The sequence below is a fragment of the Sphingomonadaceae bacterium OTU29LAMAA1 genome (genome assembly GCA_024072375.1).
Classification (GTDB): domain Bacteria; phylum Pseudomonadota; class Alphaproteobacteria; order Sphingomonadales; family Sphingomonadaceae; genus Sphingomonas.
Window position 1 is genome coordinate 1,479,399 of the sequence record CP099617.1, and the last position, 16,785, is coordinate 1,496,183.

Genomic DNA, 16,785 nt, shown 5'->3' on the forward strand with positions numbered 1-16,785 from the left:
CTTTATTCCTCTTCGACGCTTACCGCCAGCGGTCCCTTGCGCCCCGCCACGATCCGGACCCGCATCCGCTGTTCGGGTTCAATCGCCATGATCCCCGCGCGGCGCAACGTCTCCATGTGAACGAAAACATCGCAGCCATCGCTGTCACGCACCAGAAAGCCGTAGCCTTTCAACCGATTGAACCATTTGACCATGGCCCCTTCGAATGCACCGGCGTCATCGATCAACGCGACCGGATCGACCCTGTCGACCGCACGCGGCGGCCGCGGTGGCTCCTCGACCGCTTGGCTCAGGTCGATCGCCAGCACCTCACGCGCCTGATAGCCGCGCCCGCGCTGGATCGACAGCGTCTCGACCCGCGCACCTTCGGGCAGGCTGCGCCGGCCATGGGGCTGGAGAACCGAAAAGTGGATCAGGACGTCGCCCAATGCCGCATCGTCGGCGACCGCAAAGCCGAAACCGCGGGTGACATCAAACCATTTGATCACGCCCGCGACGCGGATGGCGCCATCGTCCTCGATTGCAGCGGTGTTCGTGGAGGCGGGCGCATCGACGCGATCGCCGGGCATCACCCCGTCGTCGTGCTCGTCGCCCTTACGTTGCGGCTCGCTACGCATCACTGCACCCCTGTTGACGCTACGCTAGCACGGTTCATCGCTGCTGCAATTGCGAAAGACCTGATCAGCGCAATTCTTCCAGCTCGTCTTCACTGCGCGCAAAGACGATGCGACGCGCCAGCTCGAAACCATGCCCGGCGCGCATCATCGCGGCGAGTTGCTTGTCGCGGACCTTTCGATCCTCCGTCGGCGGCCCGAACGGACCGATCCGCTTGCGCCGTGCAAAGATCAGCGCGGCATCACCCGCCCGTGCCTCGATCGCAGGCGCGAGATCCTGCGCATCGGCCTCGGCGATATGCGCCTGCCGCAGCGCGACCGAAACCCGCCGTGCGCCAAGGCCACGACGACCCAGCGCGGCGGCCTTGCTTTCGGCATACAGGCGATCGTCGACATAGCCCAGATCGGCCATCCGCTGCGCCAGTCCGCGCGGATCGGCGGCTGGCCCGTCCCAGCCACGCTCGCGCACCTTGCGGGACAGGTATTCGGCCAGTTTGCCGCGCGTGGTGGCGAAGCGTTCGACGTAACGCAGCGCCAGCCGTTCCAACGCGGCGGCATCGAGCGGGGGTATGGCACGGCGTTCGCGGGGGGCGTCGGGCTTCACGGCCATGTTGTTGCCACACTGGGGACGGATTGAGAACGATGATCGCGCGTTATAGCGTGAGGATTACGACAGCCGCGGGTCGCGGCGAGTGAACAGGATTTTCGATGACCCAGCAGTCTGCGCCTTCGCCGACGCCTCCCATGGCCGCTACGCCGACGCTCGACGGCCTGCCGCGTCGCTATGCGGACTTCGCCACGCTGGGCGAGGCGCTGGACTATGCCGCGCAGGGGCGGCGTGGCCTCAACTTCCACGACGCACGCGGAACGCTGGCCCGTGCCTATCCCTTCGCCGAGCTGCGCGACGATGCGATCGCGATGGCGCACCGGCTGATCGCGGCGGGCGTAGGGCCGGAGGATCGCATCGCGCTGGTCGCCGAAACGGGTCCGGAATTCGCCGCCCTGTTCTTCGGCACCGTCTATGCCGGTGCATGGCCGGTGCCGCTGCCCCTGCCGACGTCGTTCGGCGGACGCGACTCGTATATCGAGCAATTGCGCGTCCAGCTCGCCAGTTGCGACCCCAGGATGCTGATCTTCCCGCCCGAGCTGGCGGCGATGGCGGCGGAAGCGGCGAAGCTCGCCGGGACCGAGGGGATCGACTGGTCCGAGTTCCAGACGCGCGAGGCGACGGCGGTGGCACTGCCGCAGGCGGACGGACAGGCGATCGCGTATCTGCAATATTCCAGCGGATCGACCCGCTTCCCGCACGGCGTCGCGATCACGCATCATGCGCTGCTCAACAACCTCGCCGCGCACAGCCACGGCATGGAGATCGACGGCACCGATCGCTGCATTTCGTGGCTGCCCTGGTATCACGACATGGGCCTGGTCGGCTGTTTCCTGTCGCCGGTCGCCAATCAGGTGTCGACGGATTATCTGAAGACCGAGGATTTCGCCCGGCGCCCGCTGGCGTGGCTGGACCTGATCAGCCGGCACGACGGCACCGCGCTCAGCTATTCGCCGACATTCGGATACGACATCTGCGCGCGCCGCATGTCGTCGCAGACCAAGGCGAGCGACCGGTTCGACCTGTCGCGCTGGCGCGTCGCGGGCAATGGCGCCGACATGATCCGTCCCGACGTGATGCAGGCTTTCGTCGACGCCTTCGCCGATGCCGGGTTCAAGGCCAGCGCGTTCCTGCCGAGCTATGGCCTGGCCGAGGCGACGCTCGCGGTATCGTTGATGCCGCCCGGCGAAGGCATCCGGGTGGAGCTGGTCGAAGAGACGCAGCTGTCGGGCGGCGGCGAATCGCTCGCGGCCAACGACGGCCCGCGCCCGCAGCGCTTCCGCGCCATCGTCAATTGCGGCAAGCCGGTGCGCGACATGGCCGTCGAGATTCGCGAAGAGGACGGCACCCCCCTGCCCGACGGCGCGATCGGCAAGCTATGGTGCAAGGGGCCGAGCGTAATGGTCGGTTATTTCCGCGATGACGCCGCGACCGAAGCGTGCATGAGCGATGGCTGGCTGGACACCGGCGATATGGCCTACATGTCGAACGGCTACATCTACATCGTCGGCCGCGCCAAGGACATGATCATCGTCAATGGCAAGAACCATTGGCCGCAGGACATCGAATGGGCGGTCGAGCAATTGCCGGGCTTCAAGGCCGGCGATATCGCCGCCTTCGCGATCACCACGCCGGGCGGCGAGGAGACGCCGGCGGTGCTGGTCCAGTGCCGCAGCAGCGACGATGCCGAACGCCAGCGCCTGCGCGAGGAGATCCGCGAGCGTGTCCGTTCGGTGACGGGCATGAACTGCGTGATCGAGCTGATCCCGCCGCGTACGCTGCCGCGGACCAGCTCGGGCAAGCTGAGCCGGGCGAAGGCGCGCAACCTGTATCTGAATGGCGATATCAAACCCTATGCGATCGCTGCCTGACCGGTTCGTCCCGGTGGCGCGTTTTTCGACCGCCGGGACCCGCTCATAACGATACGTCAACCTCACTCGCTTAATCGCTGATCGGGTGAGCCAGGATATCGCCCCCGCCACGGATCCGACCGCGATCCGCTTCTCGCGATTGCTCGGCTTCAGCGATGGTGCCGACGCCGCGCAATGGGCCCGCATCCGTTCGACCCAGCTGGACGCGGGGCGTCAGCTCGCGCTGTTCCTGCTCGCCGCCAATTTGAGCGCCGCAGCGATGACCGTGTCGCTGTTCGCCGACGAAGTGCGGCATATGCTACTCACCGGATGGGCGGCACTGGTCGCGATCGTATCGGTGGCGGTTGCCGTTCGCCGCCTGTCGACCCGCCACCGCGACGGGGGCTATGCGACGCAGGCCGATCTTCGAACGACCGCAATCGAAGGCGTGGCACTTGCCGCGGCCTGGTCCATCCCCTGCCTCGTCTTCGATCCGCATCCGGGATCGAACAGCGCCTATGTGCTGTGGATGATCCTGTCGGTGCTGATGACGGCCGGCGCGGTCGCCATGGCACCGTTGGCGCTGGCGACGATCGCCTTCGTCGGCGGTCTGGGGACCATCGTCACCGCAAAGTTACTGCTGCTGCACAGCTTCGCCGCCGCCGGTGCGACTTCGCTTTTCACGGCGATGCTCGTCATCATCTGCCTCAATCGCGCGCGTTCGCTCGTCGTGATCCGCGCGAGCCAGATGGCGCTGGGCGAGCGCGACGAGACGGTCAGCCTGTTGCTGCGCGAGTTCGAGGAGACGAGCGCGGACTGGCTGTGGGAAACCGACGCCGCCCGCCGCGTGATCAAGGCGTCGCCGCGCTTCGCCTATGCCTGCGGTCTCGACCCGGTCACGATCGAGGGTATGCCGTTTCTGCAGGTGCTCGCCGGGCCGACCTGGGAATCCGGCAATTTTTCGGCCGGGCTGCGCAGCCTCGCCGACAAGCTCAAGACGCGCGAAAGCTTCCGCGATCTGCGTTTGCCGCTCGACGTGCGGGGCGAGGAGCGGTGGTGGGAACTCGCCGCGAGCCCCCGTTTCGACGAGACCGGGTCGTTCTGCGGCTTTCGCGGTGTCGGCTCCGATGTGACCGAACAGCGCGCCTCGGCGGACAAGATCAACCGGATGGCTCGGTTCGACACGCTGACGGGTCTGCCCAACCGCCTGATGGTCAACGAGACGCTCGTCCGCGCGATGGCGGATGCCGACAAATGGGGCCGGCGCTGCGCGTTCATGATGATCGATCTCGATCGATTCAAGGCGGTCAACGACACGCTGGGCCACCCGATCGGCGACCGTCTGCTGGGTCGTGTATCCGAACGGCTCGGCCAGTTGATGAGCGAAAACGAGATGTGCGGGCGTCTGGGTGGCGATGAATTCGCCGTCGTGATGCGCGATGCGACGAACACCGCCGCGGTGGAAGGCCTCGCCCGCCGGATCATCGAAACGCTGTCGCGCCCCTATGAAGTCGACGCGCACACGCTCTACATCGGCGCCTCCGTCGGGCTGGCGATCGGGCCGCGGGACGGACGAACCGCGGAGATGCTGATCCGCTCCGCCGACCTTGCGCTATACCGTGCGAAAGATGCAGGCCGCGGCGTATACCATGCCTACGAGCCCGAACTGCATGTTCAGGCGGAAGAGCGCCGCGTGCTCGAGATGGCACTGCGACAAGCGCTCGATAACGGCGAGATGCATCTTCACTATCAGCCGGTCGTCGATGCGGGCACCGGCGGACTGAAGGGGTTCGAGGCGTTGCTGCGCTGGCAAAGCCCGCAATTCGGCAACGTTTCGCCTGCCAAGTTCATACCGCTTGCCGAAGAGGCGCGACTGATCCAGCCGATCGGCGAATGGGTGTTGCGCACCGCCTGTGCCGAGGCGGCGACATGGCGGTCGGATGTGCGGATCGCGGTGAACGTGTCCCCCGATCAGTTGCAGAACCCCAATTTCGTCACGGTCGTGACGTCGGCGCTGGCCAATTCGGGCTTGTCGGCGGAACGGCTCGAACTGGAGGTGACCGAGAGCGTCTTCATGCATGAAGGCCTCGGTGCGACCAAGGTATTGGAGCGCATCCTCGACCTTGGCGTCCGGCTCAGCCTGGACGATTTCGGGACCGGCTATTCGTCGCTGGGGTATCTGTCGCGAACGCGCTTCTCGTCGATCAAGATTGATCGCAGTTTCGTGCAGGGCGCGTCCAGAGGTGTGAAGGAAGCGATCGCGATCATCCGCGCGGTCGTGGCGCTGGCCCAGAGCCTCGGCATGGCGACCACGGCCGAAGGCGTCGAGACCGAGGCCGAGCATCGGATGGTCCAGGACTTGGGCTGTACCAAGGTGCAGGGCTATTATTTCGGGCGACCGCTACCCGTCGACGAGGCGCGGTCCCTGGCTACCCGTCGGTGGGACGATACGGCGGCGGCCTAGCCGTGAAGGGTGCGGGTCACGTCTTCATGGGATCGTGGCCCCAGTTCATCAGCGAATAGCGCCAGTCGCTCCGGGCGACATCGTCGGCTGGACCGCCCTGCGCCAGATGGCGGTGGACGTATCCGACCACCTTTTTCATATGAGCATAATCGTCGTCGGTGAAATCGGCCTTCTTCGTCCGCTTGATCGCGACGATCCGTCTGCCGGAACGATGCCCGACGCTTTCGCCCGATCCTTTGCCATCCTCGCCCTTCCAGCCGACGCGCTTGCTATCGTCGCTCTCGAGGAAGCGCTCCAGTTCGGCGGGCGCCATGTTCACCGCGTCGCTGAAGTCCTTGTAAGTGTGTTCGTGATCGGTGTGCGTCGTCATGGCCTTCTCCCGGCGATTATCGTGCGATCCACGGAACCGCACGGTCCCACCGATAACGCGAAACGACGAACCGGGTGCCGGACGTGCTGTACGATCCACAAGCCGCTCAGCAGCCCACGCCAGATCGAGCCTATGCCGCAGGCATCCGATAGGCGGTGACGGTCTGCATCTGGCCGGTGACGAAGACGATGTCGGTGTCGATCACGACACCGGGCGGCTGGGCCAGCGGCATACCCGAACAGAGCAGGATGTTGCGTGTGCCCGCCTGATCGGTGTCGTAGCTGCCGATCGTCTCCCCTGCCTGATTGCCGATACCGATCAACGCCTTGCGCGGCCCATCCAGCTCCGTCAGGGCCACCTGCAACTCGGTCAGGCTCAACGATGCGTCGAACGCCTTGTGCTTGATCATCAGAACGCCACCTTCGTTTCCAAGGAAATACGGGTCATCAGCGCCGTCATCGCGCTACGGGTGCAGTAGATCGCTTCCACGCGATCACTGATCGCGTTCGGCTGATCCGCAACGGGCAGAGCCGGGTCGGACCCGATGAGGGTGCTGATGTCCTGCAACGTCTTCGCGTCGGCCGCGAGTGCCGGCTGCAACCGGTCGATTGCCGCCGCGAAAGTATCCCAGTCCCGCCCCACACCTTGCTCCGGACGGCTGCAAGCCGGCGTGACGTTCTCGTACTTCGCTTCCGCCTTCGCCTGCTCCTTTGCTGCGGAAGCGGTAAGCTGGCCGATCGCGGAGTCGATGCTGGCGCTGTTCTGGTACGCGAACAGATCGACGACCGCCTGTGCAAGCGGATACGCCTTGGTGTCGCGCCCGAGCCCCGCCATGATCGGTGTCCGCGCGGCGATCCTCTGCGCATCCATGCTGGCGAGGATGGCAGGCAGCGTGCGCTCGAAGTACACCTCCTTGCTCAGAGCCGCCTTGGTTCCCGTCAGTCCGGCTCCACCCGCTGACAGGACATTGGCCAGAGAGGTGGTCACCACCGATCCGGCACCCGTCAACGCGAGCACCCCGAGCTCCAGCCCGAAATTGGCGCCTTTGGACTGGGCGGACAGCTTGCTGCGGAATTGGAGATAGCGGGCGTCGATCGCCGCCATCTGCACGGCAATGAACGCATCGCGATACGACTTCGACACGTCGGACGAGGCTTCGATCCTGTCCGCCGCCATCGCGAGCCCGTATTTTCCATCGGACGCGAGATCGACGATGCTACGCAGCGGAATAACCGTTTTCGGCACGCCTGAAAACGAGGCGCATCCGCCCAGCATGGCAGGCAAGAGCCACAACGCACCTGCGCAATAGCGTGGTGTCGCAATCGTCCTCGTCATATGTCAGCTCCCCCCGCCATCGACTTAAAGCCGACTGGAGGAAGCTGCACGCATCAGGTCCGATGCACAATGGCCGGTGCGGCCACACCCAGTACAAGTGCAGCCGTTTCGGATGTACCGCCGGTATCCAGCAGGTCGGGACTGATTGACGAATACCCCGTGCCCGGCACGATCCTCGTCTCCGCCCGCGAATGCGGCTCGACTCTAGAAGTGGATCGCCCGATTGTACGACGACAATACGCTCTCATGCATCATTTCGCTCAGTGTCGGGTGCGCGAACACCGTTTCCATCAGCTCGTGCTCGGTCGTCTCCAGCTGGCGGGCGATGACATAGCCCTGGATCAGCTCGGTGACTTCGGCGCCGACCATGTGCGCGCCGAGCAGTTCGCCGGTCTTGGCATCGAACACCGTCTTGACGAAGCCTTCCGCCTCGCCGAGCGCGATCGCCTTGCCGTTGCCGATGAAGGGGAATTTGCCCGCCTTCACTTCGTAACCCGCTTCCTTGGCCTTGGCCTCGGTAAAGCCGACGCTGGCGACCTGCGGGCGCGAATAGGTGCAGCCCGGGATATTCCACGTCTCGAACGGATGCGGGTTCTTGCCGGCAATCTGCTCGACGCAGACGATGCCCTCGTGGCTCGCCTTGTGCGCCAGCCACGGCGCGCCGGTGACGTCGCCGATCGCATAGATGCCCTCGACGTTGGTGCGGCCATAGCCGTCGACCTTGATGTGGCCGCGATCGGTTTCGACGCCCAGCGCTTCCAGACCGATGTTCTCGGTGTTGGGGACGATGCCGATCGCAACGATGGCATGGCTGAACTCGGTCGACGTCACCTTGCCGTCCGCACCCTTGATCGCCACGGTGACGCCGTTCGCACCGGCTTCCAGCTTTTCGAGGCCGGACTTGGTGAGGATCTTGATGCCCTGCTTGGTCAGCGCCTTGTGCATGAATTCGCTGACTTCGGCATCCTCGACCGGCAGGATGCGGTCGAGCATTTCGACGATCGTCACGTCGGCGCCCATGTCGTTGTAGAAGCTAGCGAATTCGACGCCGATCGCGCCCGATCCGATGACCAGAAGCTTGGTCGGCATCACCTCCGGCACCATCGCGTGGCGATAGGTCCAGATGCGCTTGCCGTCGGCCTTGGCGAACGGCAGATCGCGGGCGCGTGCACCGGTGGCGATCATGATGTGCTTGGCTTCGAGGTCGAGCGTCTTGTCGCCCTGCTTGACCTGCAACTTGCCCTTCCCGGTGAGCGCGCCGACGCCTTCGAAGACCTGGACCTTGTTCTTCTTCATCAGGCCCTTGACGCCGGCATTGAGCTGCCCCGCCACCTTGCGGCTTCGATCGACGATCTTGCCGAGGTCGAACGAGACGTTGTCCGCCTTCAGCCCGTAGGCATCGGCATGGGTCATGTAGTGATAGACTTCCGACGTGCGCAGCAGCGCCTTGGTCGGGATGCAGCCCCAGTTGAGGCAGATGCCGCCCAGCCGCTCGCGCTCGACGATGCCGACCTTCAGGCCGAGCTGGCTCGCGCGGATCGCCGCGACATAGCCGCCGGGACCGGAGCCGAGGATAAGGAGGTCGAAGGTATCAGCCACGTTGGGAGGTCCTTACCGGGGAGGTTTCAAACAAATATCAGGCGAGCGGCGCGACGGGGCGCGGCTTGCGGTCGGCGTCGGTGGCGACGAAGATGAAGCGCGCCTGCGTCACTTTGCAGGCGTCTTCGGCATGACGGGCACGGCGCCACGCCTCGACCTCGATCGTCATCGACGTGGTGCCGACCGCGGCGAGCCGACCGTAGACGGACACTTCGTCGCCGACGAGCACCGGCGCGTGGAACTTCATCGCATCGCAGGCGATCGTCACCGCCCGGCCACGGGCGTGGCGCGACGCCACCGAACCGGCTGCCAAATCCATCTGGCCCATCAGCCACCCGCCGAAGATGTCGCCATAGGGATTGGCGTCGGACGGCATCGCAGTGACGCGGATCGTCGGCGACCCCTCGGGAAGGCCGCTCATGCGCGCCTCCGGTCGATCGCGCGGGCGCGGCGCAGCGGGCCGATGCCCATCAGCACCGTCGCCAGCATCGCCCCCGCGCCGCACCACCAGATCACGTCACGTCCCAATGGATAGGCCCAGGCTGCGGCCCACGTCATCGCCACCGCCGCCACCAGCCCGGCAGCGATGTAGAGCAATTCGACCGTGGTCCGTGCCATCGCGAGATCAGGCGAGCATGCCGAGCGGCCGCTCGACCAGCTCCTTGAACACCTTCATCAGCTGGGCGCCGTCGGCACCGTCGATCGCACGGTGATCGAAGCTGCCGGTCGCGGACATCACGGTCGCGACCGCCAGTTCGCCGTTCACGACATACGGCCGCTTCTCGCCTGCGCCGATCGCCATGATCATGCCCTGTGGCGGGTTGATGACCGCCTCGAACTGCTTGATGCCGAACATGCCCATGTTGCTGATCGACGCGGTGCCGCCCTGGAATTCCTCGGGCTTCAGCTTGTTCTCCTTGGCGCGGGCCGCAAGGTCCTTCACCTCGGTGGAGATCGCCGACAGGCTCTTGGTGTCCGCACCCACGACGATCGGTGTGATCAGGCCCGACGGCGTCGACACCGCGACCGACACGTCGGCGCGCTTGAAGCTGATCAGCTGATCGGGCGTGAACATCACGTTGCACTTCGGCACCGCGATCAGCGCGACGCCCAGCGCCTTCACCAGCATGTCGTTGACCGACAGCTTGACGCCGCGGCTCTCCAGCGACGTGTTCAATTCGCCACGCAGCTTGAGCAGCGCGTCGAGCTGGATATCCACCGTCAGGTAGATGTGCGGCACCGTCTGCTTCGATTCGGTCAGGCGACGCGCGATCGTCTTGCGCATGTTGCTGAGCTTGGTCGCCTCGTGCGGGATATCCGGCACGGCGGCGGGCTTGGCAGCAGCGACGGGCGCGGCGGCAGCGGGCGCAGCGTCGCTCTTGGCAGAGGCAGGCGATGCGGCGGCACCGGGCTTGGCGCTGTCGACGTCGGCCTTGACGATGCGACCGTTCGGACCTGATCCGGTGACGCCCGACAGTTCGATGCCCTTTTCGGCGGCGATGCGGCGGGCGAGCGGGCTGGCCTTGACGCGCTGGCCATCACCACCCGAAGGCGCAGCACCGGCGTCGGCGGGCTTGCCGTGATCCTCGGCTTGCGTGACATCACGCTCGGCGGGCTTGGCCTCGGTGCCGGTCTTGTTCGGATCGGTCGGCTCGGGACGGCCCTTGAACTGGTCGTCGGCGGGCTGGGGCGTCTCGCTCTTTGCCGCGGGAGCCGATACGGCGGACGCATCCTCGCCCTCTTCGGCCAAGATCGCGATCACCGCGCCGACCTTCACGCCATCGGTGCCCTCGGCGATCACGATCCTGGCGATCACGCCTTCGTCGACCGCCTCGAATTCCATCGTCGCCTTGTCGGTTTCGATCTCAGCCATGATGTCACCGCTCTTGACGGTGTCGCCTTCCTTGACGAGCCACTTGGCGAGCGTACCCTCTTCCATCGTCGGCGACAGCGCGGGCATCTTGATCTCGATCGACATGCAGGTCCTCTTGCCTGGGGAGCAGGTATTCCCCTTCGCCCGCAGAGGCCAAGGGGTCAAGCCTTGCGCGTCGGGAAGCCGCGGGCCACGTAGCGGAAAAGGGGTCAGCCATGCGCATCTATCTGGTCGTCATCGACGAAAGCCCGGAGGCGGAGATCGCCCTTCGCTTCGCCGCGCGTCGCGCGGTAAAGACCGGAGGCGGCGTGGAAATCCTGACACTGATCCCGCCGCAGGAGTTCATCGCATTCGGCGGCGTACAGGCGACGATCGAGGAAGAGGCGCTGCTGCACGCCGAGGGGCTGGTCGCCGCGGCAGCGGGGACTTTGGTCGAGGAATCGGGACTGAAGCCGGCGATCACCGTCCGCCAAGGCGAAGGACCGAAGATCATCCGCGACATCATCGCCGCCAATCCCGATATCGCTGCGCTGGTGCTGGGCGCGGCGGCGAGCGGCGCGCCGGGCAAGCTGGTCGCCCATTTCGCCGGGACCGACGCCGGCGCGCTGCCGGTGCCGGTGATGATCATTCCGGGATCGCTGACCCGGGAGGCGATCGACCGCCTGAGCTGATCTGCGCATAAACGAGGGCTTGAGCCGACGCGCGGAGCGGGCCACACCGGTCGGCATGTCCATGCTGATCCTGATCGCCGCAGCGGCGGCTCCTGCTCCCGCCCTTCCCCAGCCCGACCCCGCCCGGTTGAAGAGGGACGTCGCGGCGATGGTCGGCTTCGGTACGCGCCACACCCTGTCCTCCACGACCGATCCGAAACGCGGCATCGGCGCGGCGCGCAACTGGGCGGCGAAGCGATTCGAGGCGATCGGCCGCGAATGCGGCGGCTGCATCAGGGTCGAGCGGATCAGCCGCAGCTTCACCGGTCCGCGCGCGCCTAATGGCGTGGTGGTCGAGGACGTGCTCGGGATCCAGCCGGGGCGCGACCCCGATCGCGTCATCATCATCGGCGGGCATATCGACAGCCGCGTCACCGACGTGATGGATGCGACCAGCGATGCGCCGGGCGCCAACGACGATGCATCGGGTGTGGCGCTGGTGCTGGAAGCGGCGCGGTTGTTGTCGAAGCGCAGGTTCGACGCGACGATCGTCTACGTCGCCTTTTCCGCCGAGGAGCAAGGGCTGTGGGGCGCGGAACTGCTGGCGGACACCGCGCAGAAGCGCGGCTGGAACGTCACCGCAATGCTCAACAACGACATCGTCGGCAACTCGCTGGGTCAGGGCGGCGTGGTCGACGCCAACCGCGTGCGTGTGTTCTCGGAGGGCATTCGCGCATCGGAAGACCTGCCGCAGCAGCAGCGCCGCCGCGGCGAAGGTGGCGAGGACGACGGCCCCAGCCGCGCGCTCGCCAAGACGATCGACGGCATCGCCGATGCGATCCCCGGCAGGTTCGACGTCGTGATCGATCGCCGCCCGGACCGCTTCGGGCGTGGCGGCGACCACGAACCCTTCCTGAAGCGCGGCTATCCTGCCGTCCGCTTCTCGGTCGGCGCGGAAAATTGGGATCGCCAGCATCAGAATTTGCGGACAGAGAAAGGCGTCGTCTACGGCGACACGATCGAGGGGATGGACTTCGCCTATCTGGCGAAGGTGACCGCGATCAACGCGGCGACGATCGCCCGTCTCGCCGCCGCGCCTGCCGCTCCGACGACCGTGGGACTGGTCGGCGACCTGTCGCGCGACACGCAGGTCAGCTGGACCCCGGTGCCGGGTGCCGCCGGCTATCGCATCCGCTGGCGGGCGAACGACACGTCCGCATGGGCCAAGTCGCAGGACGTGCAGGGAAGCAGCGCGGTCCTGAAACAGGTGCCGGTCGACGACAATTTCATCGCCGTATCGGCGCTCGCGGCGGACGGAACGGAAAGCCTGCCGACCTTCGGCGGGCGCGCCCCGCGGAGATAAGGGGCAGGCATGAGCGGAGTGTCGCCGCAACCCGCAGCCGGCCGCGACGACCGGGTTTGCTCCGCGTCACCGGCACGCATTGCAGCCGGACATGACGATGCCGTCCTGCGCGGCGTTCATGCAGGACGGCATCGCCTCGACCCCGATCGGATCGCCGCTCGAAGCCGAGCGTTAGCCGATCAGCGACAGAGGCACTTCGGCGCCGGGCGCCACACGCGCTTCGACTTGGTGCGCACCGTCGGCCTGGGGCGATAGGTCACCGTATCCTCGAAGATTTCGGTCGTCGTGGTGGTCACCACCGGTGCGGTCTGGACGACCACCGTCGTGGTGGAAGCGCCGGGATAGTAATAGCCGCCGCTGTAGTAACCGCCCGCCCCGCCCGTCGTCGTCACCGTGGTGGTGCCGTCGGCGGAGCGCCAGTTCGATCCACCGTCGCGATAGGCGACCGGCGGCGGCGGACCGCGATCCGGAGCGACCGGCACGGCATGACCACGACCGTAGCCGGCGGGCGGCGGCGGTGGGCCGCGGCGATCCTCTGCCTTGTCGATCGCGTAGCCGGCCGCGGCACCGACACCCGCGCCGATCAGCGCGCCGCCCAGTCGGTTGCCCCGGCCGGCGATCAGGTTGCCGGCAACGCCGCCCACCACAGCACCGGTCACCGCACCACCGACACCATTGTCGCGGCGATAGCCCCGCTGTTCGTAGCTGGAGTCGTTGTAGGCACGATCGTCATACCCGCGATCGTCGTAGCCGCCATCGGCATAGACGCGGTCGTCGCCGGCATAACCGTCATCGTACCGGTCCCAGTTGATCCCGCTACGCGTGTCGTAGACCGAACCACGACCGTCGACGAGCACCGCGTCATCGTAATAGCGCACCCAATTATAGCCGTAGCTCGGCTGGGTCAGGCCATACGTCTGCCAGTCGCTGACGTAGAAGCGCGGTGCGACCCAATAGCTGGGCAGCGCATAGCCGCGGTATGGGCGGCGGTAGGCGTTCCAGCCGCCCGGCGCGTTCGCCCCGCCCCACCAGCGACCACCGACCTTGCTGCCCCAGCGCTGCTGGCCGGCGTGCACCATCGGCGGACGACCGCCCTGATTCCAGCCGTTCGGCATTTGCGGGCGTCCCGGCTGGACATGACCGGGCTGAACGTGGCCGGGCTGCATCGGGTGCGGCTGCATCGGCTGGACATGACCTTGCTGTCCGCCGCCTTGCCACGTCGCGGGGCGCCATGAGCCGGCTTGCCCGCGCTGCCACTGACCTTGCCGCCGCATCTGCATAGGAGCCTGCTGGTGAATGACCTGCGGCGGCGCCATGCCCTGACGCGGCGCATGGAAGGTCGCGCCGGGTCGCATGCCGGCCGGGCCGTGCGCCACGACGCGATCCTGCGCGCCGGCGCTACCGGCCACCAGTGCCAGTCCAGCCGTCGCGATCAACCAGCTACGCATCGTCTTCTCCCTGTTGCCGGAACCCCGCCCCCGGCGCCGACGGTTAACACAATCTTGACGATCCGCTTACCACCGGCCTTTCCGAGTCGCCATAGCGCCGCCACGCAACTGCCTGTCCCGAATCGGATCAGCGCCGGTCCACAGTCGCAGGGAACCCGATCAACCGAGCCGCGTCGCCAGTATCGCCGCCAGCGCCTCGCACCCTGTCGCATCCCCGGCATCGAATCGCGCGGGCTCCGGACTGTCGAGGTCGAGTACCGCGATTACCGCCCCGTCGCGAACGATCGGCACGACCAATTCCGACCGGCTCGCGACATCGCAGGCGATGTGGCCGGGAAAGGCATGGACATCCTCGACCAGCTGCGTCGTCGCAGTCTGCGCAGCCGTGCCGCACACGCCCCTGCCGAACGGAATGCGGATACACGCAGCCTTGCCCTGAAACGGTCCGAGCACCAGCTCGTCGCCTGTTGTCCGGTAGAAGCCCGCCCAGTTAAGGTCCGGAAGATACTGCCAGATCAGCGCGGCGGCATTGGCCATGTTGGCGATGCCATCCGGCTCGTCGGCGGTCAGCGCGTCGAGCGCCGATAGCAAATCGCGGTACAGATCGGCCTTGGAGCCGGCGGAGATATCGAACTGGTACATGGGCCGCGATGTAGGCGCGGCCATTCCCTCAATCCAGCCGCACCTTGCCACGTCCGGCCTTTACCGTGCTGCGGCCCTTCTTCTCATCCACCCGCCGCGCCTTGGCCGACTTGCTGGGTTTGGTCGGGCGACGCTTCTTGGGGACGATCGTCGCGTCATGAATGAGCGCGACCAGCCGCTCGCGCACGTCGCGCCGGTTCATCTCCTGCGACCGGCTGCCTTCGCCACGCAGCGTCAGCACCCCGTCCTTGCTCAGCCGCGACCCGGCAAGAACGCTCATCCGCTGCTTGACCCTGTCGGGCAGCCCGGGCGATCCCCACACGTCGAACCGCAGCATCACCGCGCTGTCGGTGGTGTTGACGTGCTGGCCGCCGGAGCCGGACGAGCGGGTGAAGCTCTCCTCGATCTCGCGTTCGTCGATCGCGATCGAGCGTGTCACCTGGATCAGCGGCATCGTCCCGCCGCCGTGCTTAGGCCGGTTCTGCCGACGCGATCCCCGGCCACACGCCAAAACGCTCGGGCAACGGGGCTTGTCCGACGATCGGTTCCTTGCCGACGCGCGGCACGGTCAGCGCCGCAGCGTGCAGCATCATGCCGCCCGGCTCGCCGCCGCCGTAATGGGGATCGCCGAGCACCGGCAGGCCCAGCCCGGTCGCGGCATGCACGCGGATCTGGTGCGTCCGGCCGGTTGCCGGGCGGAATTCGACCAGTGCATGGCCATCGCGCGTCGCAACCACGCGCCATGCGGTGCTGGCGGACTTGCCGTTCGGATCGGAGACGATCCGCCAGCCCTCCTCACGCGTGCTGACCTTGCCCAGCGCCATGTCGATCACGCCCTCCGACTCGGTGGGCACGCCGGCGAGGATCGCGAGATAGCGTTTCTCCACCTCGCCCCGCTCGAACGCCTGCTGAAACTTCGCGTGCGCTTTCGGATTACGCGACAGCAACAGGCAGCCGCTGGTGTCGCGGTCCAGCCGATGCACCGCCACAGGCCAGCGTTTGAAGCCGAACTTCAGCGAATCGAGGTGATTTTCCAGACTGAGGGAGCCGTCGCGCGGCTTGTCGACCGGCAGCCCTGCGGGCTTGTCGATGACCAGAGCCTCGCCGTCGATGAACAATACGCGGTCGCCATGCATGCGAAACGCCTTGCCACTCCCCGCCCCTTCGCGCCAGAGCCGTCGTATGCGCTGCGTCCTCCCCCTGCTGCTCGCCGCGATCCTCGCCTCGCCCGCGCAAGGACAGGTGTGCGCCGGCGCCGCGGCCAGCATGGCGAGCGACGGCCGCGTCTACGGCCATCTGCCCTACGGCGATGCCGCCCCGACCGAGCTCGTCGTCGCCCCCGCCGGATTCGCGCTCAACGGCTGCATGGTCCGGCGCGACATCATCCCAGACCTCGAACGGCTCATCGCCGCTGCCGCCGGCGATCCCGCCGTTATGGGGCAGTTGCGCGCGCTGTCGTGCCACCGCTCTATCATTCGTCAGGCCAGCGTATTCTGCCGCGAACACCCCGACGCCGGCGGCGACCCCGATGCGACCCGCGCGATTTCGGTCGCGCCGCCGGGGCACAGCGAGCATTCGACCGGTTATGCGCTCGATTTCGCCGTGCGCCCGGCAAACGGCTGTCCCGACGCCGAAGCGTGTATGGCCGCGACACCGGCGGCGCGCTGGCTGGTCAAGAATGCCCCGCGTTTCGGGTTCGAAATGTCCTTTCCCGGCGGCAACAAACAGAATGTAAAGTGGGAACCCTGGCACTGGCGCTGGGTCGGCACCAGCGCCGCCGCACCCGGTGCCGCCCGCGCCCGATTTCTGTTCGGCAAGGCGCGCGCCCAGTTTCCCGCCGATCCCGCGGTCGATCCGCTGGTAACGATCGCCAGCGTGACGCCGGTCGCGTTCGTAGCCGTGCCACCATGGGTCGAACCCGGCGAGAAGAAGCGCCGTCGCCGATAGCCGCCTGCCTCCAGCGAGGAGCC

At 66.7% G+C, this 16,785-nt stretch carries 18 protein-coding genes; 5 read left to right on the forward strand and 13 right to left on the reverse strand.

Annotation, left to right across the window (positions count from 1 at the left end; all coding sequences use genetic code 11):
* Positions 1-2: 2 nt before the first annotated feature.
* Positions 3-617 (reverse strand): CspA family cold shock protein, encoded by a 615-nt coding sequence (locus NF699_07340; protein ID USU06462.1) that lies wholly within the window; start codon positions 615-617, stop codon positions 3-5.
* A 64-nt stretch (positions 618-681) separates the two neighbouring features.
* Entirely contained in the window at positions 682-1,224 is a 543-nt protein-coding gene (locus NF699_07345) for a RecX family transcriptional regulator (GenBank protein ID USU06463.1), read from the reverse strand.
* 98 nt (positions 1,225-1,322) lie between these two features.
* Here NF699_07345 and NF699_07350 point away from each other — a divergent pair, with 98 nt between their 5' ends.
* Both NF699_07350 and NF699_07355 read left to right on the forward strand, forming a co-directional pair.
* A complete protein-coding gene (locus NF699_07350) occupies positions 1,323-3,092 on the forward strand; it encodes a fatty acyl-AMP ligase (protein ID USU06464.1) in 1,770 nt (589 codons plus the stop codon).
* 85 nt (positions 3,093-3,177) lie between these two features.
* Complete coding sequence (locus NF699_07355) at positions 3,178-5,535, forward strand: EAL domain-containing protein (GenBank protein USU06465.1); 2,358 nt, start codon at positions 3,178-3,180, stop codon at positions 5,533-5,535.
* A 16-nt stretch (positions 5,536-5,551) separates the two neighbouring features.
* Here the strand turns inward: NF699_07355 and NF699_07360 are convergent, their stop codons facing one another.
* From NF699_07360 to NF699_07390, 7 genes are all read right to left on the reverse strand, one after another.
* A complete protein-coding gene (locus NF699_07360; GenBank protein ID USU06466.1) occupies positions 5,552-5,905 on the reverse strand; it encodes a DUF3140 domain-containing protein in 354 nt (117 codons plus the stop codon).
* 130 nt (positions 5,906-6,035) lie between these two features.
* The gene (locus NF699_07365; GenBank protein ID USU06467.1) at positions 6,036-6,314 is read right to left on the reverse strand and encodes a hypothetical protein; all 279 of its coding nucleotides are present in this window, start codon (positions 6,312-6,314) and stop codon (positions 6,036-6,038) included.
* Positions 6,314-7,189 carry a hypothetical protein gene (locus NF699_07370; GenBank protein ID USU06468.1) on the reverse strand — a complete coding sequence of 292 codons (876 nt, stop codon included), beginning with the start codon at positions 7,187-7,189 and terminating at the stop codon, positions 6,314-6,316. The genes NF699_07365 and NF699_07370 overlap by 1 nt, the downstream gene beginning before the upstream one ends.
* Before the next feature lie 255 nt (positions 7,190-7,444).
* A complete protein-coding gene (gene lpdA, locus NF699_07375; protein ID USU06469.1) occupies positions 7,445-8,839 on the reverse strand; it encodes a dihydrolipoyl dehydrogenase in 1,395 nt (464 codons plus the stop codon).
* 37 nt (positions 8,840-8,876) lie between these two features.
* A complete protein-coding gene (locus tag NF699_07380) occupies positions 8,877-9,260 on the reverse strand; it encodes an acyl-CoA thioesterase (GenBank protein ID USU06470.1) in 384 nt (127 codons plus the stop codon).
* Positions 9,257-9,457, reverse strand: a complete 201-nt coding sequence (locus NF699_07385) for a hypothetical protein (protein ID USU06471.1) — start codon at positions 9,455-9,457, stop codon at positions 9,257-9,259. Before NF699_07385 ends, NF699_07380 begins: the two co-directional genes overlap by 4 nt.
* A 7-nt stretch (positions 9,458-9,464) precedes the next feature.
* Positions 9,465-10,817: a pyruvate dehydrogenase complex dihydrolipoamide acetyltransferase gene (locus NF699_07390; protein ID USU06472.1), complete on the reverse strand. Its 1,353-nt coding sequence runs from the start codon at positions 10,815-10,817 to the stop codon at positions 9,465-9,467.
* Between the two features lie 110 nt (positions 10,818-10,927).
* Here NF699_07390 and NF699_07395 point away from each other — a divergent pair, with 110 nt between their 5' ends.
* On the forward strand, positions 10,928-11,383 hold the full coding sequence (locus NF699_07395; protein ID USU06473.1) for a universal stress protein: 456 nt from the start codon (positions 10,928-10,930) through the stop codon (positions 11,381-11,383).
* Between the two features lie 55 nt (positions 11,384-11,438).
* Positions 11,439-12,725 carry a M20/M25/M40 family metallo-hydrolase gene (locus NF699_07400; GenBank protein USU06474.1) on the forward strand — a complete coding sequence of 429 codons (1,287 nt, stop codon included), beginning with the start codon at positions 11,439-11,441 and terminating at the stop codon, positions 12,723-12,725.
* Positions 12,726-12,904: 179 nt separating this feature from the next.
* Here NF699_07400 and NF699_07405 read toward each other — a convergent pair whose 3' ends face one another.
* From NF699_07405 to NF699_07420, 4 genes are all read right to left on the reverse strand, one after another.
* Positions 12,905-14,173 (reverse strand): RcnB family protein, encoded by a 1,269-nt coding sequence (locus NF699_07405; GenBank protein USU06475.1) that lies wholly within the window; start codon positions 14,171-14,173, stop codon positions 12,905-12,907.
* Positions 14,174-14,332: 159 nt separating this feature from the next.
* Positions 14,333-14,815 carry a GAF domain-containing protein gene (locus NF699_07410; protein USU06476.1) on the reverse strand — a complete coding sequence of 161 codons (483 nt, stop codon included), beginning with the start codon at positions 14,813-14,815 and terminating at the stop codon, positions 14,333-14,335.
* 28 nt (positions 14,816-14,843) lie between these two features.
* Positions 14,844-15,269, reverse strand: coding sequence for an aminoacyl-tRNA hydrolase (gene arfB / locus NF699_07415; GenBank protein ID USU06477.1), 426 nt, complete (start codon positions 15,267-15,269; stop codon positions 14,844-14,846).
* A 16-nt stretch (positions 15,270-15,285) separates the two neighbouring features.
* Positions 15,286-15,951 carry an RNA pseudouridine synthase gene (locus NF699_07420; GenBank protein USU06478.1) on the reverse strand — a complete coding sequence of 222 codons (666 nt, stop codon included), beginning with the start codon at positions 15,949-15,951 and terminating at the stop codon, positions 15,286-15,288.
* A gap of 46 nt (positions 15,952-15,997) precedes the next feature.
* Here NF699_07420 and NF699_07425 point away from each other — a divergent pair, with 46 nt between their 5' ends.
* Positions 15,998-16,762 carry a M15 family metallopeptidase gene (locus NF699_07425; GenBank protein USU06479.1) on the forward strand — a complete coding sequence of 255 codons (765 nt, stop codon included), beginning with the start codon at positions 15,998-16,000 and terminating at the stop codon, positions 16,760-16,762.
* Positions 16,763-16,785 lie beyond the last annotated feature (23 nt).

Coding starts and splice junctions, on each gene's coding strand:
- NF699_07340 (USU06462.1), bottom strand. CDS start 617: ATGCGTAGCGAGCCGCAACGTAAGGGCGACGAGCACGACGACGGGGTG.
- NF699_07345 (USU06463.1), bottom strand. CDS start 1,224: ATGGCCGTGAAGCCCGACGCCCCCCGCGAACGCCGTGCCATACCCCCG.
- NF699_07350 (USU06464.1), top strand. CDS start 1,323: ATGACCCAGCAGTCTGCGCCTTCGCCGACGCCTCCCATGGCCGCTACG.
- NF699_07360 (USU06466.1), bottom strand. CDS start 5,905: ATGACGACGCACACCGATCACGAACACACTTACAAGGACTTCAGCGAC.
- NF699_07365 (USU06467.1), bottom strand. CDS start 6,314: ATGATCAAGCACAAGGCGTTCGACGCATCGTTGAGCCTGACCGAGTTG.
- NF699_07380 (USU06470.1), bottom strand. CDS start 9,260: ATGAGCGGCCTTCCCGAGGGGTCGCCGACGATCCGCGTCACTGCGATG.
- NF699_07385 (USU06471.1), bottom strand. CDS start 9,457: ATGGCACGGACCACGGTCGAATTGCTCTACATCGCTGCCGGGCTGGTG.
- NF699_07390 (USU06472.1), bottom strand. CDS start 10,817: ATGTCGATCGAGATCAAGATGCCCGCGCTGTCGCCGACGATGGAAGAG.
- NF699_07395 (USU06473.1), top strand. CDS start 10,928: ATGCGCATCTATCTGGTCGTCATCGACGAAAGCCCGGAGGCGGAGATC.
- NF699_07400 (USU06474.1), top strand. CDS start 11,439: ATGTCCATGCTGATCCTGATCGCCGCAGCGGCGGCTCCTGCTCCCGCC.
- NF699_07405 (USU06475.1), bottom strand. CDS start 14,173: ATGCGTAGCTGGTTGATCGCGACGGCTGGACTGGCACTGGTGGCCGGT.
- NF699_07410 (USU06476.1), bottom strand. CDS start 14,815: ATGTACCAGTTCGATATCTCCGCCGGCTCCAAGGCCGATCTGTACCGC.
- arfB (USU06477.1), bottom strand. CDS start 15,269: ATGCCGCTGATCCAGGTGACACGCTCGATCGCGATCGACGAACGCGAG.
- NF699_07420 (USU06478.1), bottom strand. CDS start 15,951: ATGCATGGCGACCGCGTATTGTTCATCGACGGCGAGGCTCTGGTCATC.
- NF699_07425 (USU06479.1), top strand. CDS start 15,998: ATGCGCTGCGTCCTCCCCCTGCTGCTCGCCGCGATCCTCGCCTCGCCC.